We start from the raw sequence: 24,187 nt of genomic DNA, 5'->3' as shown, positions 1-24,187 counted from the left end.
TTTGTTCCCTCCTTAACCATTCATGACCATGCCGCCGTCCACATTCAGCACTTGTCCAGTAATATATTTATTTGTTGCTAAAAAGACCGCCGCATTGGCCACATCTTCCACTGAACCAAATTTTTTCAGCGGTATCTGTGTTTTGGATGCCTCTTTGACCTTGTCGCTCAACACTTCTGTCATATCTGATTCGATAAAGCCTGGTGCAATCGCATTACAAGTGATGCCTCTTGAAGCCAACTCGCGGGCAACTGATTTTGTCAACCCGACCACTCCCGCTTTACTTGCCGCATAGTTTGCTTGGCCGGCATTCCCGACTAAACCAACCACACTGGCCAAATTGATGATGGTTCCGCTTTTTTGTTTCAGCATGACCGTAGAAACTTGCTGAATGGTATGAAAGGTTCCTTTCAAATTTACACCGATCACGGAATCAAAATCTTCTTCAGACATGCGCATCAATAATTTATCATTGGTTACACCGGCATTATTTACGAGGACGTCAATTGAACCAAATATTTCCCGAGTTTCAGCAATTAATCGTTTGGCATCTTCGAAATTTTGTACATCTCCCTGAATATAATGGGACTTGACACCTAATTGCTCAAATGGTTCCAGCAGTGCAGGGTCTATTTCTTTTCGGCCATTTAAAACAATATTTGCGCCAAGTTTTGCAAATGCCAAAGCGATACCTAAGCCGATTCCTCTGGTACTGCCAGTGACAATAACCGTTTTATTTTCCAAATGATATCCTCCTAACTTAAATTGAATGAGGCCAAAGCCTTTTCTAATGTTTTAACATCTTCTATATTTTCAACGTTGACTGTACGATCGATTTTTTTTACAAAGCCTTTTAATGCTCTTCCCGGGCCTAATTCCAAAAATGTATCCACACCCTCAGCAATCATTGTTCTGACACAATCCTCCCAGTAAACAGGTGATTTCACCTGTTGCACCAGTGTAGGAGCGATTTCATCTTTAGACGGAATAATTTCCCCGGTTAAATTAGTCACTACAGGGATCCTCATGTCACGAATCGTCAACTCTGCCAAAGCAGCCGACAGTTTTTCAGAAGCCGGTGCCAACAAACTCGTATGGAAAGGTCCGCTCACATTCAGACGAATGATTTTGCTGCGGTTATGGCCTGATAATAATTGTTCTGCTTTTGCCACCGCTGCCACCTCACCGGAAATCACGATTTGATTTGGCATATTATAGTTCGCAGGAATTACCACACCATACTCACTTGCCGCAAGACAAGCTTCTTCCACTATTTCTCGGGGAATATTCATCACTGCCGACATAGCGCCTTTCCCATGGGGAACAGCCTCGGTCATCCAGCGTCCCCGTTTTTGAACCAGTTGAACTGTTTCAGAAAAAGTTAGGGCATCGCTGGCGACTAGAGCCGAGTACTCACCAAGACTCAAACCTGCAACGATATCAGGTGTCACTCCCAGTTCAGCTAGTACTCTGTGAAGGGCGGTACTCATCGTCAAAACAGCTGGCTGGGTAAACTCCGTTTCATCTAATTGGGAATTTTCATTGAAACTTAAAGCTTTCATATCCCAGCCGAGAGCATCTGAAGCTTCTTCAAGGGTTTGATCGTAAACCGGATAAGCTTCAGAAAGTTCTTTTCCCATCCCGTGATATTGTGCCCCTTGTCCGCTATAAATAAATCCAATTGCCATAACTAACTCCTCTCACAGGTCTTTTTATCGGCTTTTTTCTAACCAGCGTTCTGCTCTGGATTGGATCACTTCTTGACATTCCGTAATCAGTTCTTGAATGATGTCCTCACAAGTCTGGTTTTCTTTGGAAACCAACCCGGCGATTTGACCAGACATCATGGAACTATTTTTCGTATCTCCATCAACCACAGCACGCTTTAAAGCACCTTTGCCTAAATCTTCCAGCAAATCCCAATCAGGTTCTGCCTTGCCAGCTTCAATCCGTTCTAATTTATTGTATTCCCGGGTCAATTTGTTTCTTAATCCCCGGACAGGATGTCCCGTAGCCATGCCGGTAACATCTGTGCTTAAATCATTCGCTTTAAGGACAAATTTTTTGAAATTTTCATGGGCCGTACATTCCTTAGAAATCAAAAAACGTGTGCCAAGTTGTACAGCTTCGACGCCTAACATCAAGGCTGCCGCCATGCCGCGCCCATCACCCACGCCGCCAGCCGCAATCACTGGAATATCAACCGCATCCACTACTTGAGGAACTAAAGCCATGGTGGTTGTTTTCCCGATATGCCCGCCACCTTCCATTCCTTCGGCAACAACAGCATCAGCTCCGTCACTTTCCATTCTTCTCGCTAAAGCTACAGAAGCCACCACAGGGATGACAACAATCTCAGCTTCTTTAAATTTTTTCATATATTTCCCAGGAGAACCTGCGCCGGTAGTTACTACCTTCACCCGCTCCTCACAAACTAAATCTACTATGTCATCCACATGGGGGGACATCAACATGATGTTGACGCCAAAGGGCTTGTCTGTCAGTTTTTTTGCCAAATCAATTTGCTCTTTTACAATGTGTCTAGGTGCATGTCCAGATGCTATGATCCCTAAACCACCTGCATTGGAAACTGCACTTGCCAAATTGGCTTCCGCTACCCAAGCCATTGCTCCCTGAATAATAGGGTATTCGATATCTAACATCTGACATATTCTTGAATGATTCATTCTTTCACCTTCTCTGATTTGTCTTTTCACTTAATTAAAAAAGCTTAGAAGCTCGGCTTCTAAGCAACTTCTTTGGCAGGTTCCTTATTTAGCTAGCTCACCGTCAACAAATTTCACTAAATCTTCTACAGTGTTCAAGCCTTCGTCAGTTTCAATTTTTACGTCGAATTCATCTTCAATATCGTTGATGATTTGGAATAAGTCTAAACTGTCTGCTTCTAATTCTTCCCGGAAGTTAGTTGTCAATTGAACTTCTTCTTCCTCTTTACCTAATTGATCTACAATAATCTCTTGAATTTTTGCGAAAGTTGCCATTTTATGTTCCTCCATGATATTTTTATTTTATTTTTATTTATTAACGACTTTTGCAGCTACAGTGACAAAAGAATACTTCCCCATGTCAGACCGCCGCCAAAACCGGTTAACACAATTTTCTGCTGACTTCCTAATTGCAAGATGCCCTTTTCTATGCACTCATGCAACAGAATGGGAATACTTGCTGCCGATGTATTAGCATAGGAAGCAATGTTGCTTAAAAATTTTCCCCTAGATAGGTTTGACTTTTTTGCTACGGCATCTAAAATCCTTACATTCGCCTGATGTGCCAGTACATAGTCGATGCTTTCATCAGAAAGCTGATTCCGTTCAACGATTGTACGGATATTGGCAGAAACATTTCTCAAAGAAAAATCAAAAATACTTCGTCCATCCATTTTAAGAGTCGTTGACGCTTTTTTTTCTGCTTGGTAAAAGGGACTGGAATTATAACTATATGAAGTCGTCAAACTCATACCCCGGCTCCCGTCAGACTGCAAGTACTCATCGATAAACTGCGGACGTTCCCCTGTATTTTCCAGCAAAACACCGCCAGCACCATCTCCAAACAAAACAGCAGTGGAACGGTCTTCCCAGTCTAACACCTTGGACATGGTTTCTCCGGCAATGACCATCCCCGTTTGATACTTCCCACTTCCAATCAAGGTCTCGCCCATGGACAGGGCGTAAACAAATCCGGAACAAGCGGCACTAATATCAAAAGCCATAGCGTTGGACGCTTCCAGATTCCCTTGAACTAAACAAGCTGTGGAAGGGGAACTGTAATCCGGCGTCATGGTTGCTACGATGATAAAGTCAATATCTGATGGTTTTTTACCGCTTTTTAAAATCAATGCTCTTGCGACTTCAGTACACAAATCAGATGTATTTTGGTTTTCTACCACCCGACGATTTTTTATACCTGTGCGACTGTAAATCCAGTCATCACTTGTTTCCATCATCTCAGCGAGTTCCGCGTTGGCAACAACTCGAGCCGGGAGATAGGACGCAGTGTGCGTGATACGTGTCTCGTTCATACTAGATCCTCAAAACTTTCCTACTGATAACTTCCTTTTAAAAACTCGTGCAAATTTTTCAATCCTTTGACGACAGCTTTTTTCTCAGCCTCGTTCATGTCCGTCAGTGCCGCCTCTACCATTTTTTTATGAAAATGCTGGTGCACACGGTAAAACAGTCTGCCTCGATTGGTTAATTTCAATCGGACCACTCGACGGTCGTCTTTACTGCGAATTCTTTCCACATAACCTTTTTTAACAAGGTTGTTGATCGCTACTGTCAACGTGCCCACCGTAATGGAGAGTCTCTTGGCAACTTCACTGGAGGTTCGCTCATTGTGAAGACCAATGGCCTCTATGGTATGCATTTCTTTGATTGAAATATCTTCAAACTGACTTTTTTTAATTCAGATTCTTCAATGGTCAAAATATCGTTGAAAACAGCAATCAAATAAGAATTAATTAGTTCTAAATTTGCCTCCATGAATAAAACCTCACTCGAGTAATAATTTGATTATCGAATACTTTGATTATCAAACTATTCGACACACAAAGTATATACATAAAAAAATAATATTGCAACTACTTTCTGAAAATCATTCATAAAAAAAGTCTGAAAGATGATTATATCAACATTTCAGACATAGTATTAAATTTTTTTAACTCATAAAAACTCCCTGTTCGTACACGAGCTTACACAGAAAATTTATTTTAACAAATCCAAGCAGTAAAAAAAGTTGACTGTCCCACAAAACAAAGAACTGATAGCATTCTATTGTTCAAATTCATCTTTCTTCCATAAATAAATATTTTTATTTTATGGTTATGACACCCTCATTTTTACTCCGCCACGTCACGCACAGTTGTTTCAAAATTTCCACCACACGATAACAGTCTTCTTCTGAGAGACGTGCGTAATTGATTCGCATACTTTGTTTATCTTTCCCTAACAAAAAGCTAGGCATTACTAAAAGCTCTGTCTCCAACAACGCTTTCCAGTCGCTGGTAGATAACTCCGGCTGCAAAAGTGTCAGCCAAATATAGTAACCCCCTTCAGGTACGTAAAATGAAAACTCTTCTGAAAGTTCCTTGGTCAACAAACTTACCAGCAATTTTTTCCTTTTTTCCAAAACATCTCTTAGGTGACTTAATTGAGTGGTAAAAGATTGGTCTTTCAGTCCCATGGTAGCTAACATTTGCGGGAAAATACTTAAAGAGAATTCCCAGCGTTCTCTTACTTTAATCATTTGCTCCAAAACACGTTTAGGGGCATTAACCCATCCAATTTGGATAGTTGAGCCTAATATTTTAGTTAAGGAGCCAATATAAATAACATTTTCTTCTGACAATTCTTTTAGACGGGGAACAGACTTCGTGCCAGAAAATTTCAAAAAGCCAAACACATCATCCTCAACAATGGCCACCTGATATTTTTTGCATAAGGCAACTAACTCTTTCCTTTTTTCCAGGGTAAGACTAGTACCAGTCGGATTCTGATAAGATGGATTCACAAAAAGCATCTTCACAGGAAATTGCTGAAACTTTTTTTCTAGCACTTTCAACTGGATACCTTCACGATCCACAGGAACACCGACAGTTTTAACACCAGCATTGCTGAAAACAGGCAAAGAATAGAAGAAAGAGGGGGTTTCGATTGCCACAATATCATCTTTTTTTAAAAGGGCATGAATAATATAAAAAATCGCCTGCTGGGCCCCTTCAGTAATCAAGATTTCATCAAGAAGCATCTGATAAGAAAACTCCTGTGCCATCAAGTGCTGCAGTGATTTCCTAAGCTCGATATACCCTAAGTTTTCTTGATGCAAGTCTTCTTCCAAAATATCCCGCCAGTTCATACTGGGGATTTTCAACTCGGGAATTAATTCAATCGGCAACTCCGAGGAATAACCATCAATGACGTGATTGTTTTTCTCTGCAAGTCTGGAGTAAATTTCTTCTCTGAACGTCCCTTCCGTGCTCAAGGTTTCCTTTTGCAAATAATGACGCCAGTTGATACCTTCAAAAATTTGAATGTCCCATTCTCCATCATTAATGATGGTCCCGCTGCCGCGCTTTCGAATAATAATCCCTCTTGAGGCTAACTCGTCAAAGGCTCTGACAATCGTTGAGCGGTTCACTTTTAATTTTTTGGCAAGCTCTCTTTCTGAAGGCAGTTTTTCCCCAGGTAAAAGCTCTCCTGTAGTCGCTTTAGACTCCACTAGCTGTACAATTTGCTGATACAGTGACTGCTGACTTTTATGATCTATTTGCCACACACTACATCCCTCCCTAAAGTGGATGGGTCCAATATACTCTAATTGGATGTTTTATTCAACCTTTAGCTTTTGTATGATGAATGTAACAGAAAAAAGGGGGAATTTTACGTGATTAAGAAAACTTTGACGATTGCCGGTTCAGATTCAAGCGGCGGCGCTGGCATACAAGCGGATTTAAAAACATTTCAAGAATTTGGCACTTTTGGTTTTTGTGCTATTACAAGCGTCGTCACCATGGATCCTGATAACAACTGGTCCCATCACGTGACATCAATGGAGCCGGCACTAGTTGAGCAACAACTGAAAACTATCTTTTCTGGCAAACCAATCGACGGACTGAAAACTGGAATGTTGGGTGCCATCGAAACTATTGAAATTGCGGCCAGATATATCAAAAAACATCAAGTCAAACACGTAGTCATCGATCCAGTGATGGCTTGCAAAGGCTCCGATGAACTGCTCCAGCCTGAAAATGTGGAAACAATGAAAAAATTATTGCTGCCTTTAGCAACAATCGCAACACCAAATTTGCTGGAAGCAAAATTTTTGGCAAACGTCCCAACTATCAGTTCTCTAGACGATATGAAACAGGCAGCGGAAAAAATTCTCGAATTGGGTCCAAAAACTGTAGTAATAAAAGGCGGTAAAGCGCTGGGGACAGACAAGGCCATCGATGTGTTTTATGATGGCAAAGAGTTTACAGTTCTTTCTGAAAATAAAATTCAAACTCATAATAATCATGGAGCCGGCTGCACTTTTGCCGCCGCCATTACTGCCGGTCTCACCAAGGGATTAAGTACAGAAAAAGCCGCCCGGCAAGCTAAATCTTTTGTGACCGCAGCAATCAAAAACGGCGTAGATATTTATCCTTATGTGGGACATATCTGGCATGGTGCTTATAACCATGCTGAAAAAAGAATTATTGATAATAACTAATTGAGTTGAGGAGCATGAGATGATTAAGAAAACATTGACAATTGCCGGCTCGGATGCTGGAGGCGGTGCCGGCATCCAAGCTGATCTGAAAACTTTTCAAGAGTTTGGCACTTTTGGCATCAGTACCATCACAAGCATACTGACAGTCGATCCAGCCAGTAAAAAGCATCATATTTTTTCAATACCGGATGATGTTGTGGCACAACAATTACAAACCGCATTCTCCGGTGGATCGCTGGATGCCGTAAAAATCGGGTTGCTGGGCAGTTTTGAGATGATTGAACTGATAGAGACACAATTAAAAAAAGAAAAACAAAGAAATATTGTCGTGGACCCGGTGATGGCTGTCAAAAGCAGAAAAAAACTTTTGCATCCAGAGATGTTGAAGGAGATGGTGGAGCGCCTCTTTCCGATGGCTTCAGTTGTCACACCTAATCTTACTGAAGCGGCCATCTTAGCTCAGATACCAACGATTGATACCATTGAGGACATGAAACAAGCCGCTATTAACATCAAACAGCTGGGCCCAGAGTATGTGGTAATCAAAGGCGGTTCACGTATTCCGGGAGATAAAGCCGTTGATCTCCTTTACGATGGCAATGATTTTCACTTCTTTAAAGAAGAAAAGATTGAAACTTTGACTAACCATGGGGCAGGATGTGCCTTTGCTGGAGCCATTACAGCCAACCTCGCCAAGGGAGTGGAAATCACAGAGACCATACAACTGTCTAAAGATTACATTACTGCCGCCATCAAGAATGGTATTTTTCTCAATCCTTATACTGGATATATTTGGCACGGCGCACTTCGCCAGTCCGTAAAACTTTAGCAGAGGAGAGTTTAATCATGCAAACTAAAAAAATAGATATTCGCGACATCGTTTCTATCGGTATTTTTGCCGCCTTAGTTACCATAGCTACAACCATCAGAGTACCTCTGCCCGCTTTAGTAGGCACCCCATTTGTCCATTTTGGCAGCAGTGTTTTTATCCTGTCTGTACTTTTACTTGGCTACTGGCAAGGGGCGCTGGCTGGCGGCATTGGCTTTGCTCTTTTTGATATTCTCAACGGTTTTGCCATCGAGGCCCCTTACTTTATTCTTGAATGCTTTATCGTAGGAGGAGCTATTTACAGTTCTTTTAAAGTTTTTAAACATCAACAAAATAAATTTCTAAAACTTTTCGTCCCTGCCCTTGTTGGAGGTATCGCCAAACTGATCATGACTTTTTTAAAAAATCTGGTCATGTCCCTATATCTGGGAAGTTCCTTTGGGGTAGCAGTCACTAATAGTATCAGCACTTTGTATATCACTTTGCTCAATGCTATCGCTGCAATTATTATTGTAATGATTGCCTATTATCCTTTAAAAAAGATATTGGCAGCATCGATTTTTAAAAACAAATAAAAAAGCACTGATTTTTGGCTATCTTGGATTCTTAGCCTATGAAATCAGTGCTTTTCATTTAATCTGGATCCCAAATATTACTTAAAACCGCTGCGATGGGGAAAACGATCCATGAAATGCCAAAACCGTCAAACACAAATCCCCAAATAAAGAAGATAACTACGACGATGGGCCAAAAAACTGCATCGATTTTGCTAGCCAGCTTGGATTTTTTCAGTTCTTTCGCTGTGGGTTGCTTCATTAGCCCCTTTTCCAACAACAATGTGTATGTGCCTTGGATAACACCTGCATAGATAAATAAGAAGACGCCTAAGGAAGCAATAAAAAACATGATAGTAACCATTCGCTGTTCATAAATCTCGCCACCTTCGTTGATTGCGGTGACTATGAGTGGGATTACAGAAAGGATGCACAGAACAACTCCTAAAGTAATACTGACGATAAAACTTTTTTCAAATGCCTGCTTCTGTTTCTCTACTTCCCGGCGAGTGCCTCCGGTCATCACAAAAGGTTTTTCCAAATACTCGTATTTGCTATTTTGAAATCCCCCAAGGATAAACAGTGCAACACCTACCGCTGCCATCAAGAAGAGACCAGCAAGACCAATTCCTTGGTTTCCGTTTGCATTACTTCCAACAAGTATTCCCACACCAGCACAACAGGCCATCACTCCCAAACCAACTTTTAACCCCACACCTCTTTTGGCTGTCATAATTTTTTCCACTTCATGAGAGTCGATTGTGGGAAGGACTTCTTCTGATAGTTCATCCTGTTCGTCTTCGTCTCTGATATTGAACTCTTCCAAAACTTCTTCAATATTGCCGAATTCGGAAATCACTTGCCCGATAGCTGCATTTTCCGACATTCCTTCTCCAATCAGTTCTTCAAATTTATCTTCCATATTTGCGAGAATATCAACTTTTAACTGCATCATTTCCGGCGTTTCCGGCAAATTGATAAACATCGTTTCTACATAATTTTTTATTGTGTCCATGCTACTTTCCTCCTAAGAAAATCTTGACAACTTCTTGTGTCACTTCCCACTCTTCCCGCTTCTCAATTAAAAATTCCAACCCTTTGGCAGTGATTTTATAATAAGTTCTTTTTTTTCCGAAAGTTTCATCTCCTGGATAAGAAGTAATCAAGCCGTTTTTTTGCAATCTGGCGAAAGCAGAATACAACGTGGTTTCCTTAATAATGTACTTTCCTTCTGACATCTCCCTGATTTTTTTTGATATCTCGTAGCCATAAGAATCTCCATCAGTCAAAATGGATAGAATAATGGGATCATTGTACCCTCTAATCATATCGCTGCTAATCATATTGTCACCTCATTTTACTACGACCGTCATACTACGTCTGTCGTAGTAAATAAAGTTTAGCATTTTTACTACGATGAATCAAGTAATTTAAAAAAAATCAGACTAAGGAACTAGAGTTTTTTTACGAAGAATATATCATAGATTGTAAAAAATAAAAAAGCATGAGATTTCTTCAAATCTCACACTTTTATCAAATTCCACACTTTTATTAAAAATTAAATCGTATCACCATTAAAAATGGAATTCTTCACAATAACATAATCGACTTTCCTGATTGCTTCTAAATCTCTGCCTCCTGCATAGGAAATAGATGATTGAAGATCTTGCTGCATCTCAACTAAAGTGTCAGCCAGCAGGCCTTTATGGTGGACCCAAATTTTCTTTCCTTCAACATTTTTCTTTTCGCCCTTTTGGAATTCTGAGGCGCTGCCAAAGTACTCTTTGTAAACCACACCATCTTCTACTTTTGTTTCACCCGGGGATTCTTCATGTCCTGCGAATAAAGATCCTATCATGACCATACTTGCACCGAAACGAATAGATTTAGCCACATCTCCATGGGTACGGATGCCCCCATCAGCAATAATCGGCTTCCTTGCCGCCTTACTGCATCGTCTGACCGCAGCCAGCTGCCAGCCGCCTGTCCCGAAACCTGTTTTAATTTTGGTGATGCAGACTTTTCCTGGGCCGATACCGACTTTTGTCGCATCCGCTCCAGCATTTTCCAACTCTCTCACTGCTTCAGGTGTGCCCACATTTCCAGCAATAACAAATGTTTCCGGCAAATATTCCTTAATATGTTTGATCATGTTGATCACCGCATCTGAATGCCCGTGTGCGATATCAATCGTAATATACTCTGGAAGCAATTTTTTGTCAGCTAGCTCTCTGACAAAATCATATTCATAATCTTTGACTCCTACACTAATAGAAGCAATTAAATTTCTATGGTGCATTCTTTCAATAAAAGGTATCCGTTTGTCTTCTTCAAAACGGTGCATAATATAAAAATAACCATTTTCAGCCAGCCACTCAGCAATTTTTTCATCAATAATTGTCTGCATATTTGCCGGTACTACAGGCATTTTGAAGGAGTGTTTCCCTAAAGTAACACTTGTATCACATTCTGAACGACTTTTAACAACACATTTGTTTGGAACCAATTGAATATCTTCATAATCGAAAATTTTCATATTGGAAACCTCCCTTAATCATAATTTAGGAAAAACCGAACATTGTTATCTTTTTAGGTGCAACAACCGTAATCTTCCTCAACTAATTTACACTATTTGAAAGAGTAAAGCAAGGGCTGTGCCTGCAATGACCTAAATAGACTGGTTAAATAAAAGATTCTCTTTTTATAGTGAACAATTTTACAAAAAGACTTTATCGTGGTATCATCTATAAAAAAAGAAGACGTCTTATGCATATTTTTTGAGTTGTCGCACGAGAGGAGCGCACTATGGAAGCGGACAAAATCATGATTGGGGAAACTTATCGTTGTACGAGCCCATTATTAAAAGGAAATTTTATGGCAAAGGTTGAAAAAATGTATGATTTATCAGCACTAGTTGAGGTAGATAGTTTTGAAGTGAATGATGCTGATAAGGTGGAAGATTTAAATGGTCGTTTAGTCGTCCCATTTTATTGCATAGATAAAATCTAAAAAAAAAACGCTGAAATCAGCGTTTTTTTACTTTTTACAAACGAAAAACCAGCGAGCTGTTTGTTCATTTGGTTTGTTATCCGAAAAATCACCATAAATACTGATTTGACTAAAGTTAGCATTTTCCAGCAATGTGTAGTAATTTTCTAAAGAATAGGTTCTTTCTTTGTGAAGTTCATCGAATCTTAAAAATTTGTTATTGTCCCTGACAAAAAATGTTAAGAAATGTTCCACACTGTCTTTTTTTTCGCCGGGAAAACTATCCCATAAAAAAGCAAAGTCCTCTGTCTGATAATGATAAGAATACTCGCGAAAGCCTTCATTGATTTGATGAAGAGAATGCACATCAAACATAAAGATACCTTCTTCTTCTAATGCTGAATATACGGTATCAAAAACCTGCTGGACCGATTGACGATCCGGCATGTAGCACAATGAATCTGAAAAACACGTTATCGCCTCATAAGTTCCTGCTTCAGACAAGTCCAGCATGTCTCCTTGCACAAATTGGACCTCTACGTCATCGGCAGCAGCCTTGCTGCTTGCCACCATGAGCATTTCTTCAGATAAATCCAATGCAGTGACGTCGAAGCCTTCTCGAGCAAAAGCACAGGCGAGTGCGCCTGTGCCGCATGCCAACTCTAAAATTCTCTTGGTCCCGGGAACAAGATGACGTTTAGCAAACGCCAGCCAAGACGTGTATAAACTTTCATCCATGACCTCATCATAAATAAAAGCAAAATTTTCATAAGTCATTTTAAGACACCCATCTGGTGATCGAAACTGATGGTGCATCGGACCACAGTTTTTCTAGATTGTAAAAACCTCTTTCATCTCCATGGAACACATGGACGATCACATCTCCAAGGTCTGCCAAGACCCATTTTCCCATCTCTCTGCCTTCTACTCTGCCCACATCCACGCCGGCTTTTTGAGCAGCCTCAACCACTCCGTCAGTGATGGCTCCGACTTGTTTTTCGCTATTTCCGTGACAAATGACAAAATAATCTGCTAATACTGAAATCTCACGAACATCCAGCACCAATAAATCTTCTGCCCTTTTGTCATCTGCGGCTTTTACAATTAACTCCAATAATTTTTCACTGTTGATAATAAATCCCTCCTCAAATAGTTTGTTTGCTAAGTATTGTCATGTCTTTTTCTTTATCTCAAATCAATTGGCTACCCAAGCATTATAAGTTTCAATAGTCTTTGGGTATACCTTAACTTCTTTCTCAATTAAAAACTGCAGTGTGTGTTTGGTCTCAAAGGCGACCGCTGAAGCCAAGTTTTCAAATGCCAGTCGTCTTGCCGTTGCCACACCGGGAAAGTCTCGTCCGTCTTCGATAAAATCCGCCACATAAATGATTTGTGCCAAACGGGACATCTCCTTTGCGCCTGTAGTGTGTAAGCGAACAGCCTGCAAGATAGCTTCATCTGATATCTCTAGCTCCTCAGCGACAAAATCCGCACCGATGATGCCATGCCAAATTTCGTTGCCGTAAGCCTTTAAGTCTTGAGAATATTTTCCTTTATCTATCTGACGAATAAAGTCTTCATCCGGGCGCTCCTTTGCATAGTCATGAACTAAGGCTGCCACACTTGTTTTTTCCAATTCCTCACCGTAGTATTCAGCCAGCTCTAAAGCAACTTTTTCCACCCGGAGGACATGGGAAAATCTTTTGGGACTCATGGTTGCTGAAACTTTTTTTACAAGCTCCTCACGAGTGCCGGGAAAGTATTGTTTACTATAAAGAATCATTTAGATATAAGCCTTCCTTCTTTATATATTGTAACACCTTTTCCGGAAGCATGAAATTCACACTGCACCCGTCCTTAACTCGTTTGCGAATCAAGCTGGAACTGATACTTGTTTCGGGGATTTCCACCCAGATGACCGGATAGGGGGTCTCTACCTGATAGTTTGGCCGTTTGATTCCTACAAACTTTACTAAGGATACCAGCTCATCGATTCGATGCCAATTCGGCAAATCTTCTACCATATCCCCACCAATGATGAAATAATATTCTGCCTCGGGATTCTTCTCTTTCAGTGTCTTCATTGTATCATAAGTATAGCTTTTACCTTCTCGTTGAAGCTCTATTTTTTCAATGCCGATATAGGGGTAATCTTCTACGGCTAGTTCGATCATTTTCACCCGATGATCACTGTTGATGGTCCTCTTGGCAGTTTGATGAGGCGGTATATTGCTGGGCATTAGATAAATTTCATCCAAGCCAAGTTGATGATAAACTTGATCAGCCATCAACAAATGAGTGTAATGGACTGGATTAAAATTGCCTCCAAGAATCCCTACACGCTTTTTGTTTACAATTTCTTCTACACTGACAACCACCTCGGTGACAGGATTAAAAAATGTTTGTACCTTTTTGCCAACCACTATCTTCACCTCAAATTATTTCATTGTTTTAACCATAGAAGAAAAATGTTGTAATTTTTCTTTTGATGATGGCTTATACAATACTAATACACGTCCGATAATTTGAACCACGTGGCAATCAATTTTTTCTTCCAAAATCTCAGCCACGTCTTCGGCGACTTCATCCGTATTTTGCAACAAACTTACTTTTATCAATTCACGTTTTTCTAAGGCTTCGCCGATTTGCATCATCATGGCCTCATTTAATCCCCCTTTACCGATTTGAAAAATCGGATTCAAATGATGGGCCTGACTGCGTAAAAAACGTTTTTGTTTCCCTTTTAATTCCACTTTGAGAACCTCTTTCCTTAAATCAATGCTTTACGTATAACGACTTCCACGCCCTTAGGTGCATAGGCTGCGATGACTGCTTTTTCTCGGACAGAAATCCAACCTAGACCAGAAAAAACGATGTCCGTATTTTTATCAACAGAAAACTCACGACGAGTAAACTCTGGAAATTCTGGGATTTCTTCTTTCTGCGGTGGAACCAACAAGCCTCCCACATGCTTTTGATAAAAATCATCGGCTCCTTGGGCCTTTGTCCGATGCACGTCCAATTCGTTTGACACATAGACTGTGAAAGAATTTTTCTCTCCTTGGAGATAGTCCATTCTTGCCAGACCACCTAAAAATAATGTCTGTCCTTCATTCAGCTGGTACGTCTTCGGCTTAATTTCTTTAGAAGGACTGGTAATTTTTAAATCCTTCTTGCCCAAATAGTGGGCCATTTGGTGTTGATGAATGATTCCCGGAGTATCAATCAAAAAATGACCGTCATCCAGAGGAATTTCAATTTTATCCAAAGTCGTTCCTGGGAATTGGGACGTCGTAATGACTTCCTGCAATCCGGCCGTTGCTTTGATGATGCCATTAATGATCGTTGACTTCCCTACATTTGTCACACCAACCACATAAACATCTTTCCCGTGTCGATGCTTTTCTATCATCTCCATCAATGATGCCATTTCGGATATTTTTTTCCCGCTGAGTAGTACCACATCTACAGGTCTTAACCCAGCCTCATGGGCACGCTCCCGCAGCCACTGCGTCAGTTTTCCGCGTTTTAAAGATTTTGGCAAGATATCGACTTTGTTGCCGACCAACAGCACCGGATTATTCCCGACAAAACGATGGAGTCCCGGAATCAAACTGCCGTTGAAGTCAAAAATATCGATAACATTCACGATCAAGGCATCTTTCTCCGCAATCGAATTTAGTAATCTTAAAAAATCATCATCCGTCAGACTGATATCTTGTATATCGTTATAGTGTCTTAAACGGAAGCATCTTTGACAGTAAACTTCTCCAACCTCTAGTCCCTTTTCCAATGCCGACTTTGGCGTATAACCTAATTTTTCTTTATCTGTCGTCTGGATGGTCGCCCCGCAGCCGATACATTTTAGTTCCTCATTCATTCTAAGTCACCTTTCCAAATCATTCCAGGATGTTTTTTCAACAAATGTCTCATGACGATTTTTTCCATCCCTCGATTAAACTTTGTCTTCCAAGAGTCGGTATTGACAATCGGTTTAACTAAAATTGAGCGGATACCTGCTGCATTAGCCGCTCTGATATCTGTCATGATCTGGTCTCCAACCATGACTACCTGATTGGCATCTATACCTAGCTTGTCTACTCCTCGATGAATCCCAAATGATAATGGTTTTAATGCCCCGTGAATGAAATCTAAATTGATTTTTTCCACTGCTTTTGATACTCTTCTTCTATTATTATTAGAAACCACAATCACTGGAATCCCGGCATTTTCCATTTGGTTCATCCAATCATGGAATTCTTTTGTCCCTTTTGGATTATTCCAAGCAATCAGAGTATTGTCCAAGTCAGTCAATATTCCTTTGATATTATGTTTTTTTAATTGCTCAGGCGTTAGTTGGTAAATCGCCTCAATCATCCATGTTGGTTTATATTTTGAAAACATATAGACTCCTTTCATTCATCTGTCCTTGTCGGCTGATTTCACTTCCTCAACTGGTATGAATCCCACCAATCTATCTAGTGAAGCACAACAATCAACAATTATTGTCGTTCTGGATGAATGGTCTTTTCATAACAAAAACAGGCGTACTTTGATGGTACCCCTTTGGCTCTTTACATTATAGCGTAAAATCCATTTATTTTCACTAAATAGTCTTTCTTTTTTTGAACTCATTTTTGATGGGATATTTAACATGTCTTCAATAAGAATGAAGGTTACACATAATAAAGACGGTTACCCGCAGCTTTTCAGCTACCGGATAACCGTCTCCCTCAACCATTTAACAAGTCCTATTCCCCCATAGGACTTAACACACGAGAAAGAAAATTTCTGCTCCGTTCCGTTTTTGGTCGCGTAAACATTTCATCTGGCGGTCCTTCCTCAACAATGACACCTTCATCCATAAAAATGACACGATCAGCTACATCCTTGGCAAACCCCATCTCATGAGTCACCACAACCATCGACATTCCTTCCTCCGCCACGGATTTCATCACTTGCAATACTTCTCCTACCAACTCCGGATCCAAAGCACTGGTAGGTTCATCAAAGAGCAAAATTTCCGGATCCATTGCCAGTGCTCGGGCAATCGCAACACGTTGGAGCTGTCCTCCTGAAAGCTGACTTGGCTTCGCATGTTTTTTATCCCCTAAGCCCACTCTGTCAAGTAGAAGTTCACCTTTTGCTATCGCTTCTTCTTTATTCATTTTTTTGACATAAAGTGGTCCCTCAATGACGTTTTCAAGTGCTGTCATATGAGAAAATATATTAAATCTTTGAAAAACCATCCCTACCTGCATCCGCAACTCATGAAGTTTGTTTTCTTCCACACGCTTGCCTCTCAAAAACACGTCCCCTTCTTCAAAAGATTCCAGATGATTAATACAGCGTAACAACGTACTCTTACCTGACCCAGACGGACCTAGTATGACTATCCGTTCTTTTTTTTCCATGGAAAAACTAATACCTCTAAGAACTGCATTGTCACCAAAACTTTTATGAATATTTTTTAATTCGAGTATTGGAGTCGTCATGCTAACCTAACCTCCTTTGCAGCCAATTTGACAAAACCATACATAATGATGTCATAATCAAATACAAAGCTGCAACAGTGATATACACAGGAAAATAATTGAAGGAAGAATTAGCAATAACTTGTCCTTCACGTGTCAACTCTGCAACTGTGATCACTGATAAAATCGATGAATTCTTTATCGTTGAAATAAACTGATTAACCATCGGCAGCATGCACTGCTTAGCCGCTTGAGGGGCAACGATTCGACGCATTTCCGTCCAATAGCGCATCCCAAGTGCACGAGCAGCTTCTCTTTCGCCTTCATCGACACCATGGATACCAGAACGAACAATCTCGGCAATATATGAGCCGTTATTCAGTGTCATCCCTAAAATTCCCGCAACAAACGGTGTCATAATAATATTAAATTGAGATAAACCAAAATAAATAATGAATAGTTGGACCATCAAGGGTGTCCCTCTAAAAACCCAGATGTAAAACCAAGAAATACCGGATAGTAATCTATAATTTGAATCTCGCATCAACGCGATAAACACACCTAATAAAAGACCTAACACTAAAGAAAAAAGACTATATTCAAGTGTTAAAAGAGAACCATTCAAAAGGTTCGGCAGCCTACGTATAACAATGTCCATAAATTATATCTCCTTCAAAATTCCATTACGGAAAAAAATGATCTTTTAATTTAGATGAATCATATGATAGTCGTATTTTTTTAATGAACAGACTATTCGATCCACTTTTTATATAGCTCCTCGTAAGTACCATCTTCCTTGTATTCTTTGATCAAATCATTGATGAGTTTCAATAAATCCTCATTCCCTTTTTTTACAGCGATTGAAAGATCAGCTTCTGTGAACGGTTCTGTGATGATTTCCTGTTCTAAAAACGTCTTGTTCAATTCCATTTGATTTAACAAGTCGTTGACCACGACGTCTACTCTTCCTGCTTCTAGGTCCATCGCATGTCCCACTGTCTCATCGTATCCCTTTTGGACAAACGTTATCTCATGTTCTTCCATGGCTTCCAGTGCGACTTTCTCAGAGGTTCCTCCTACTTTGTAACCAACGACAAGAGAATCACAATCTGCCAAAGAAGTAATTTTTTTCGGATTGCCTTTCGGTGCAACCAACACCATACCAGTGCTCATATACGAATCCGACATTAAAACTTGTTCTCGACGTTCGGGTGTGTCATACATTGCAGCAATTGCAATATCATAGTCCCCTTTCTGGACAGAAGGCACGATACTTTTAAAATCCATGTCAGTAACTTTCAGATCAACTTCTAGCTTGTCTGCTATCAGTTGCGCGAAATCCACATCAAAACCTATAATTTCATTGGTCTTTTCATCTCGAAATTCAAACGGAACGTACGTACCTGTTGCCAAAGTAAGCACTCCTCTTTTCTTTATTGCGTCTACAGCTGACATTGAAGAAGTACTATCGGATGAATCTACAGCCTTCTTTGAACCTCCTCCTGAAGCATCCCCGCCGCATCCTGTTAGAACAAAAAGAGCTGCTGTGAGCGTAAGACAAGCAAAAGTATACAACATTTTTCTCATAAATCTTCCCCCTTTTTAGTAACAAAAAAGGTCTGCAATCGACTATTTTTGTTAACATTCCCCTTAAAATATTTTAATGTGCATCATCCAACTATTAAAACAATTTTCACCTTATTAAAACTCTTTAGCGAAAATGAAAACGCTTTAATAAATCAAATGTTAACAATTCGGTTTTAGTAAGTCAAGGGGAAAATTAAAAAAAAATTAGTGATAATTATTTTTTTTGCGAATATTTAATGTGGTGCTGATTTAATTTTTTTGCAGATTTCATTCAAATGATTTTGAAAAAAACTTGAAAATGTATTTACATCTTGACATTGTGAACATTTAAAGCAACAAAAAAAGTTACAGATTTTATGTCTGTAACTTTTAATGAAAGATATTATCGGTAAAAGCAGCGTGATTTTAGCTCGTTCATGGCAACCTCTCTACTCTTCCAATCCCAGATACCCTTCGATCAATTCCCAAGCTTGTTCTTTCCCCTGCTTTGTTTCTGAAGAAAATAAAATAAATTTATCCTCTTTCTGAAAATTCAAATTCTTTTTCACTAAAGATTCCTGTTTATTCCACTTGCCTCTAGGTATCTTGTCCATTTTTGTCGCTACCACGATGGTCGGAATCTGATAGTATTTTAGAAATTCATACATCTGTATATCTTCCTTACTTGGCGCATGTCTGCCGTCAACTACAACGATACCTGCTTTAAGATTTTCTCGTTGAGTAAAGTAGGTTTCTAACATCGGGCCCCATTTGGCTTTCTCCGTCTTTGAAACTTTAGCGTAACCATATCCGGGCACATCAACAAAATAAAACTTATTTTCTATCAGATAAAAATTCAGCGTTTGTGTCTTTCCGGGTTTGCTGGAAGTACGTGCTAAATTTTTTCTATTAATCAATGAATTGATAAATGATGATTTTCCCACATTGGAGCGCCCCGCCAAAGCAATTTCCGGTAAGCCGTCTTGCGGGTACTGACTTGGTGACACAGCACTGATGATAAATTCTGCTTGATTGACATTCATATTCTACACCTCTTCAATTTCAATATGGTAACACAAATCACATCAGCTGCCTAGCAAAAAAAGTAGATTCAGATATTTTCAATGTTTTTCCATAAAAAAAACACGATTTTCATCGTGTTTTTTCTTTAGCCTACTTTTTTGCCATTTTCTAAAATCAGCATTGGATTACTTTTGTTATCAACTGTTTCTTTTGTCACGATGACTTTTTTGATGTCATCTCTGTGAGGGATTTCAAACATGATATCCATCATGACAGATTCAATAATCGAACGCAGTCCGCGGGCACCCGTATTTCTTTCGATTGCCTGATTGGCTATTGCCTTTAGTGCATCTTCTTGGACTTCAAGAACTGTGTCATCTAACTCCAACAGTTTCTTATACTGTTTAATGAGCGCATTCTTTGGTTCTGTCAGAATTCGTACCAAATCATTTTCCGTCAGTTTTTCCAAAGCTGCTGTCACAGGCAAGCGGCCGATAAATTCTGGTATCAAACCAAATTTTAGTAAGTCTTCGGGAATAATCGCTTGCATCATGCTTTGATCTTCATCGATTTTTGTTGAAGTTTTACCAAAGCCGATGATTTTTTCACCCAAACGTTCTTTCACAATCGTCTCGATACCGTCAAAGGCTCCGCCGACAATAAATAATATATTCGTCGTATCGATTTGAATAAACTCTTGTTGCGGGTGTTTCCGACCTCCTTGAGGGGGAACACTGGCTACAGTACCTTCTAAAATTTTCAACAAGGCTTGCTGTACACCTTCACCTGAAACATCACGGGTAATAGAAACATTTTCACTTTTACGTGCGATTTTATCGATTTCATCAATATAGATGATGCCTTTTTCCGCCCGTTCCACATTAAAATCTGCTGACTGAAGGAGCTTCAGTAAAATGTTTTCCACATCTTCTCCTACATAGCCGGCCTCGGTCAAACTGGTGGCATCTGCAATGGCAAACGGTACATTCAGCGTACGAGCCAGTGTTTGGGCAAGAAATGTTTTCCCTGAACCCGTCGGCCCGATCAAGCAAATATTACTTTTTTGCAATTCCACTTCATCATCTTCATGAGCTTCCAAATTGCCGACCCGCTTGTAATGATTATACACAGCTACAGAGAGAACTTTTTTTGCTCTTTCTTGGCCAATCACATATTCATCTAAAGCGGATAAAATTTCATTAGGTTTAGGCACATCCAGAAACTCCTGAGCAGCTGTTTCATGAAACTCTTCATCTATAATATCTTTGCACAATTCAATACATTCATTACAAATATAGACTCCGGGACCAGCTACAATTTTGCGTACTTCGTCTTGAGACTTGCCGCAAAAGGAGCAACGCACTGTGCCGTTACCATCCATTGTGTCGTCATACATTTTTTCTGGCCTCCCTTTCTTTCCATTTTCTGAAACAAGTTTATCATAAATAGTTCAATAAAGATACTAAACACTTTCAAACAAGAAAAGAGCAAAGGAGACGCCCCTCTACTCTTTCTCTCACATAAAAACGTATCCGACTAAACTTCTTTCACTGTATCAGTGATTGTACTTAAAGCTTTTTTCAACTTGATGTCATGCTTCAGCATATCTTCTGATAGGGCACTACGGACAGCTTCTACTTCCATGCCATAGTTTTCAGCTAGACTAGTGATTTCTTCATTGATGTCATCTTCTGTGACTTCGAATTCTTCTGCTGCTGCAATCGCCTCAACAACTAAGCTGGTTTTCACACGTTTGTCAGCATCTACTTCATATTGCTGATGCAAATCTGCTTCAGTTGTACCGGTAATTTGATAATACACTTCTGGAGAAATTCCTTGACGGTTCATATTTGCAAAAAATTCATCCATTGCGCGGTGAACTTCATCATGGACCATGACTTCTGGAAGTTCAACGATTTCTGCATTAGCAACAGCTTGTTCAATAGCAAGCTCTTCTACTTTATCTTTTGCAGCTTTTTCCTTTGTTTCTTCCAAATTCTTACGGATTTTTTCTTTATATTCTGCAAATGTTTCAACTTCTTCATCTGCATCTTTTGCAAAATCATCATCCAGTTCTGGTAATTCTTTCGCTTTGACTTCATGGACGATTACTTCAAAAATCGCCTCAGCACCTGCTAAATCTTCAGAATGATACTCTTCTGGGAAAGTAACTTTCACTTCTGTTTGATCGCCGGCTTTTGCTCCTACCAGCTGTTCTTCAAAACCAGGGATGAATGAGTTAGAGCCTAACTCTAGAGAATGATTTTCTGCCGTACCACCTTCAAAAGCGATGCCGTCTTTCATTCCTTTATAATCAATCACGACAGTGTCCCCAATAACTGCTGCTTCATCTTCCTTCAAGACAAGTTCAGCAAAAGTTTCCCGTGTTTTTTCGATAGCCTCATCTACTTCGGCTTCTGTGACTTCACGATCTTGTTTTTCGACTGTCAGGTTTTTATATTCACCTAATTTAACTTCAGGTTTTACTGTCACTTCGGCGGTCAACACCCAAGCACCATCGCCATCCATTTTTTCCACGTCGATTTTTGGTTGAGATACTGGTTCGATACTAGCTTCTTCGATGGCTGCTTCATAAGCTTTTGGCAGCAACACATTTAAAGTATCTTCATACAATGCGGCTTCTCCATACATACGGTTAAACACAGTACGAGAAATTTTTCCTTTACGGAATCCTGGTACACTTAGATTTTTTTTCACTTTATTAAAAGTTCTTGTTAATTCTGGTTGAATAACTTCTTGAGCAATTTCAAATGTCAAGACACCATCATTTGTGCCTTTTTTTTCCCATTTGGCTGTCATTTATCTATTCCCTCCACCTATCAATATAGTCATTTACATACTTTACAATAGTACTACAAATGCCGGTAAATGTAAATAAAAGAAGAAGTAAATTCATTTATCCCCCGGCGAAACTCTCGGTTAAAGATTTTTTCAGTTTTTCCAATAACATAATTTCAGTTTGTCCTTCGCTTGTTGGCCGCTGCTTTAATGGCACAGCCAAGATTTCCTGATAGGGAGACAAACAAGTTTGCACCCAACGCTCTTCATCTTTTATCCAGCGGTCAGCGAAGGGATATAAACAATTAAAATACAGTTGCTGTTCGTGTGTGAGCTGGGTCAACTGCTCATCTGTTCCATCGGCTAAAAAATCTTGCAAATATTTTATCGCATTGAGAAACACCTGCTGCTCCCGTACTGGTTTTAGCTGTGATGGCACGACCTGATGTTGCTTTCCTTCAAAGTCGAATATCAGTACTTCTTGATCGACTTTCAGATAAACTAATTTTTCCAATAACAGCGTTCGCAACAATAATGGATATCGGGAATCTCCTAAAATATTTTTAGTCAACAACAGATAGGACACCAAAGGCAGTGTTTCTAATTCTGTCAAAAACTGATTGAGCTCATAAGATTTTGGCTGCATAGAACTAAGTCTTTCAATTTTTTCGGCTAACTGCTGGCTTTGATAAGTTGAAAGAAACTTCTCTATTTCTGCCACACGTTGTTCGATAGCCGCAATTTTTTCGGCTTCTTTTAAGTAAGATAGGGCGATGATCCGACAAGTGATTAATTGTTGCGTCCCCAATAATAGTTCCAGATATTTATCAAGAAGCCGGGCATCTATCAGATAGTCCCGGCGTTTTTCATTGGCAATCTTCAAAGCTTCTTGGTAGCGATTCTCTTGCGATAGAGCTTCCACTAGCCACTGGTTTGCAACTAAACTATCTTTTTCATCGTAAGCTGCTTCAAAATGACTAATGGCTTCCGTGGTTTTCCCATCCAGCAAAAAGTTTTCTCCTAAACGCAAGTGTCCTTCAAAATTTTGCGGGAAATTTAACAGATCTTCACACATTTTAGGCCTCTAATCCTTGATAAGCTTTGATGAGATTTAAGCTGACAACACTTGTGTCTGAAAACATGTCACCAATGTGCTGTTTTTTAGGTGAAAAAGCTGCCACAAGATAGCCGATCATGAAGAACCCTTTTTTTAGAATGATACGGCACGCACCTTCTCGAATAAGCACCGTCGTCCAACTCAGTTTTTCTTCATTAAAGCAAACAACCTTTAAACCAAAAATCATTTTGCCGATCGTTTGTCCATTGGTCAATTTTGTCATGAAGATGAAATATCCCAAATAACAAATCAAGGCGCCAATAGTATAAACCAGACCGTTCGCAGACATTCCTAAAACGTTGCCGAGGAGAATGGTTTTCAAACAGGCAATCAGCAGCAAATCAACCAAAAAAGCAAACAATCGCATCCAAAAGCCTGCATAAAAATAATTAGGAAATTGATAGTGAAGATTTTTTTTAGGCGGCTTTTTCCCTAACAGTGAAAAATGTTCTGGTGTGTCATCGGTCTCTTGAAAATCAAAAGACGTTACTTGCTGCTCTTCTGTTGACGATTCTTTCATATCATCACTGGCTGAAGCAGGACGATTGGGTTCTTTTTCAGCACCATCACGAGAAATCTCCTGCCAATCATTAGAATGCTTATCCAT

28 protein-coding genes and 1 pseudogene are annotated in these 24,187 nt (G+C 39.8%); 4 read left to right on the top strand and 25 right to left on the bottom strand.

The features are described from left to right. Positions 1–12 precede the first annotated feature (12 nt). The 7 genes and pseudogenes from fabG to CBF29_RS09255 form a co-directional block, all read right to left on the bottom strand. Positions 13–744 carry a 3-oxoacyl-[acyl-carrier-protein] reductase gene (gene fabG, locus CBF29_RS09285; RefSeq protein ID WP_126809452.1) on the bottom strand — a complete coding sequence of 244 codons (732 nt, stop codon included), beginning with the start codon at positions 742–744 and terminating at the stop codon, positions 13–15. A gap of 11 nt (positions 745–755) precedes the next feature. Continuing rightward, positions 756–1,688 (bottom strand): ACP S-malonyltransferase, encoded by a 933-nt coding sequence (fabD, locus tag CBF29_RS09280; RefSeq protein WP_126809451.1) that lies wholly within the window; start codon positions 1,686–1,688, stop codon positions 756–758. A 24-nt stretch (positions 1,689–1,712) separates the two neighbouring features. Further along, positions 1,713–2,687 carry an enoyl-[acyl-carrier-protein] reductase FabK gene (fabK, locus tag CBF29_RS09275; RefSeq protein ID WP_126809450.1) on the bottom strand — a complete coding sequence of 325 codons (975 nt, stop codon included), beginning with the start codon at positions 2,685–2,687 and terminating at the stop codon, positions 1,713–1,715. Between the two features lie 84 nt (positions 2,688–2,771). After that, positions 2,772–3,002, bottom strand: coding sequence for an acyl carrier protein (locus CBF29_RS09270; protein WP_126809449.1), 231 nt, complete (start codon positions 3,000–3,002; stop codon positions 2,772–2,774). 56 nt (positions 3,003–3,058) lie between these two features. Next, complete coding sequence (locus CBF29_RS09265) at positions 3,059–4,039, bottom strand: beta-ketoacyl-ACP synthase III (protein ID WP_126809448.1); 981 nt, start codon at positions 4,037–4,039, stop codon at positions 3,059–3,061. Between the two features lie 20 nt (positions 4,040–4,059). Further along, positions 4,060–4,502, bottom strand: a pseudogene (gene fabT / locus CBF29_RS09260) (fatty acid biosynthesis transcriptional regulator FabT). Between the two features lie 328 nt (positions 4,503–4,830). Then, on the bottom strand, positions 4,831–6,294 hold the full coding sequence (locus CBF29_RS09255) for an aminotransferase-like domain-containing protein (RefSeq protein ID WP_126809447.1): 1,464 nt from the start codon (positions 6,292–6,294) through the stop codon (positions 4,831–4,833). A 111-nt stretch (positions 6,295–6,405) separates the two neighbouring features. Between CBF29_RS09255 and thiD (CBF29_RS09250) the strand changes: the two genes are divergently transcribed. The 3 genes from thiD (CBF29_RS09250) to CBF29_RS09240 are packed head-to-tail and all read left to right on the top strand — an operon-like array spanning position 6,406 to position 8,634. After that, positions 6,406–7,230 carry a bifunctional hydroxymethylpyrimidine kinase/phosphomethylpyrimidine kinase gene (gene thiD / locus CBF29_RS09250; RefSeq protein ID WP_211334271.1) on the top strand — a complete coding sequence of 275 codons (825 nt, stop codon included), beginning with the start codon at positions 6,406–6,408 and terminating at the stop codon, positions 7,228–7,230. Positions 7,231–7,249: 19 nt separating this feature from the next. Beyond that, a complete protein-coding gene (gene thiD, locus CBF29_RS09245; protein WP_126809445.1) occupies positions 7,250–8,059 on the top strand; it encodes a bifunctional hydroxymethylpyrimidine kinase/phosphomethylpyrimidine kinase in 810 nt (269 codons plus the stop codon). Positions 8,060–8,076: 17 nt separating this feature from the next. Further along, positions 8,077–8,634, top strand: coding sequence for an ECF transporter S component (locus CBF29_RS09240; protein ID WP_126809444.1), 558 nt, complete (start codon positions 8,077–8,079; stop codon positions 8,632–8,634). A 58-nt stretch (positions 8,635–8,692) separates the two neighbouring features. Here CBF29_RS09240 and CBF29_RS09235 read toward each other — a convergent pair whose 3' ends face one another. The 3 genes from CBF29_RS09235 to guaC form a co-directional block, all read right to left on the bottom strand. Further along, entirely contained in the window at positions 8,693–9,628 is a 936-nt protein-coding gene (locus CBF29_RS09235) for a permease prefix domain 1-containing protein (RefSeq protein ID WP_126809443.1), read from the bottom strand. A 1-nt stretch (position 9,629) separates the two neighbouring features. Beyond that, positions 9,630–9,956 carry a PadR family transcriptional regulator gene (locus CBF29_RS09230; RefSeq protein ID WP_126809442.1) on the bottom strand — a complete coding sequence of 109 codons (327 nt, stop codon included), beginning with the start codon at positions 9,954–9,956 and terminating at the stop codon, positions 9,630–9,632. 215 nt (positions 9,957–10,171) lie between these two features. Beyond that, positions 10,172–11,149 (bottom strand): GMP reductase, encoded by a 978-nt coding sequence (gene guaC / locus CBF29_RS09225; protein WP_126809441.1) that lies wholly within the window; start codon positions 11,147–11,149, stop codon positions 10,172–10,174. 269 nt (positions 11,150–11,418) lie between these two features. On the opposite strand from guaC, the gene CBF29_RS09220 reads away from it, so the two are divergent. Further along, positions 11,419–11,622, top strand: a complete 204-nt coding sequence (locus CBF29_RS09220; RefSeq protein ID WP_126809440.1) for a hypothetical protein — start codon at positions 11,419–11,421, stop codon at positions 11,620–11,622. Positions 11,623–11,649: 27 nt separating this feature from the next. Here CBF29_RS09220 and CBF29_RS09215 read toward each other — a convergent pair whose 3' ends face one another. The 15 genes from CBF29_RS09215 to CBF29_RS09145 all read right to left on the bottom strand — a co-directional run bounded on the left by CBF29_RS09215 (position 11,650) and on the right by CBF29_RS09145 (position 24,187). Further along, the gene (locus CBF29_RS09215; protein WP_126809439.1) at positions 11,650–12,378 is read right to left on the bottom strand and encodes a class I SAM-dependent DNA methyltransferase; all 729 of its coding nucleotides are present in this window, start codon (positions 12,376–12,378) and stop codon (positions 11,650–11,652) included. A gap of 1 nt (position 12,379) precedes the next feature. Then, positions 12,380–12,733, bottom strand: a complete 354-nt coding sequence (gene rsfS, locus CBF29_RS09210; RefSeq protein ID WP_126809438.1) for a ribosome silencing factor — start codon at positions 12,731–12,733, stop codon at positions 12,380–12,382. 63 nt (positions 12,734–12,796) lie between these two features. Next, positions 12,797–13,381 (bottom strand): bis(5'-nucleosyl)-tetraphosphatase (symmetrical) YqeK, encoded by a 585-nt coding sequence (gene yqeK, locus CBF29_RS09205; protein ID WP_425469895.1) that lies wholly within the window; start codon positions 13,379–13,381, stop codon positions 12,797–12,799. After that, positions 13,371–13,979 carry a nicotinate-nucleotide adenylyltransferase gene (locus CBF29_RS09200; RefSeq protein WP_245987333.1) on the bottom strand — a complete coding sequence of 203 codons (609 nt, stop codon included), beginning with the start codon at positions 13,977–13,979 and terminating at the stop codon, positions 13,371–13,373. Before CBF29_RS09200 ends, yqeK begins: the two co-directional genes overlap by 11 nt. Positions 13,980–14,039: 60 nt before the next feature. Continuing rightward, a complete protein-coding gene (gene yhbY / locus CBF29_RS09195; protein ID WP_126809435.1) occupies positions 14,040–14,354 on the bottom strand; it encodes a ribosome assembly RNA-binding protein YhbY in 315 nt (104 codons plus the stop codon). A 17-nt stretch (positions 14,355–14,371) separates the two neighbouring features. Next, on the bottom strand, positions 14,372–15,481 hold the full coding sequence (gene yqeH / locus CBF29_RS09190) for a ribosome biogenesis GTPase YqeH (protein ID WP_126809434.1): 1,110 nt from the start codon (positions 15,479–15,481) through the stop codon (positions 14,372–14,374). After that, positions 15,478–16,005 (bottom strand): YqeG family HAD IIIA-type phosphatase, encoded by a 528-nt coding sequence (locus tag CBF29_RS09185; RefSeq protein ID WP_126809433.1) that lies wholly within the window; start codon positions 16,003–16,005, stop codon positions 15,478–15,480. The genes yqeH and CBF29_RS09185 overlap by 4 nt, the downstream gene beginning before the upstream one ends. Before the next feature lie 347 nt (positions 16,006–16,352). Then, entirely contained in the window at positions 16,353–17,096 is a 744-nt protein-coding gene (locus CBF29_RS09180; protein ID WP_126809432.1) for an amino acid ABC transporter ATP-binding protein, read from the bottom strand. Position 17,097: 1 nt separating this feature from the next. Continuing rightward, positions 17,098–17,733, bottom strand: coding sequence for an amino acid ABC transporter permease (locus CBF29_RS09175; protein ID WP_126809431.1), 636 nt, complete (start codon positions 17,731–17,733; stop codon positions 17,098–17,100). A 92-nt stretch (positions 17,734–17,825) separates the two neighbouring features. Beyond that, positions 17,826–18,662, bottom strand: a complete 837-nt coding sequence (locus tag CBF29_RS09170; RefSeq protein ID WP_126809430.1) for an ABC transporter substrate-binding protein — start codon at positions 18,660–18,662, stop codon at positions 17,826–17,828. A 428-nt stretch (positions 18,663–19,090) separates the two neighbouring features. Beyond that, the gene (yihA, locus tag CBF29_RS09165; protein ID WP_126809429.1) at positions 19,091–19,684 is read right to left on the bottom strand and encodes a ribosome biogenesis GTP-binding protein YihA/YsxC; all 594 of its coding nucleotides are present in this window, start codon (positions 19,682–19,684) and stop codon (positions 19,091–19,093) included. A gap of 125 nt (positions 19,685–19,809) precedes the next feature. Next, entirely contained in the window at positions 19,810–21,060 is a 1,251-nt protein-coding gene (gene clpX / locus CBF29_RS09160; protein WP_126809428.1) for an ATP-dependent Clp protease ATP-binding subunit ClpX, read from the bottom strand. A gap of 140 nt (positions 21,061–21,200) precedes the next feature. Next, positions 21,201–22,484, bottom strand: a complete 1,284-nt coding sequence (gene tig / locus CBF29_RS09155; RefSeq protein ID WP_126809427.1) for a trigger factor — start codon at positions 22,482–22,484, stop codon at positions 21,201–21,203. A gap of 97 nt (positions 22,485–22,581) precedes the next feature. Beyond that, positions 22,582–23,538: a hypothetical protein gene (locus CBF29_RS09150; RefSeq protein WP_126809426.1), complete on the bottom strand. Its 957-nt coding sequence runs from the start codon at positions 23,536–23,538 to the stop codon at positions 22,582–22,584. Between the two features lies 1 nt (position 23,539). Then, complete coding sequence (locus CBF29_RS09145; RefSeq protein ID WP_245987332.1) at positions 23,540–24,187, bottom strand: RDD family protein; 648 nt, start codon at positions 24,185–24,187, stop codon at positions 23,540–23,542.

It is taken from the genome of Vagococcus elongatus, from assembly GCF_003987645.1.
GTDB lineage: Bacteria > Bacillota > Bacilli > Lactobacillales > Vagococcaceae > Vagococcus_A > Vagococcus_A elongatus.
Note: the sequence above shows the minus strand (reverse complement) of the source record. Positions and strands in the feature narration are given on the sequence as shown.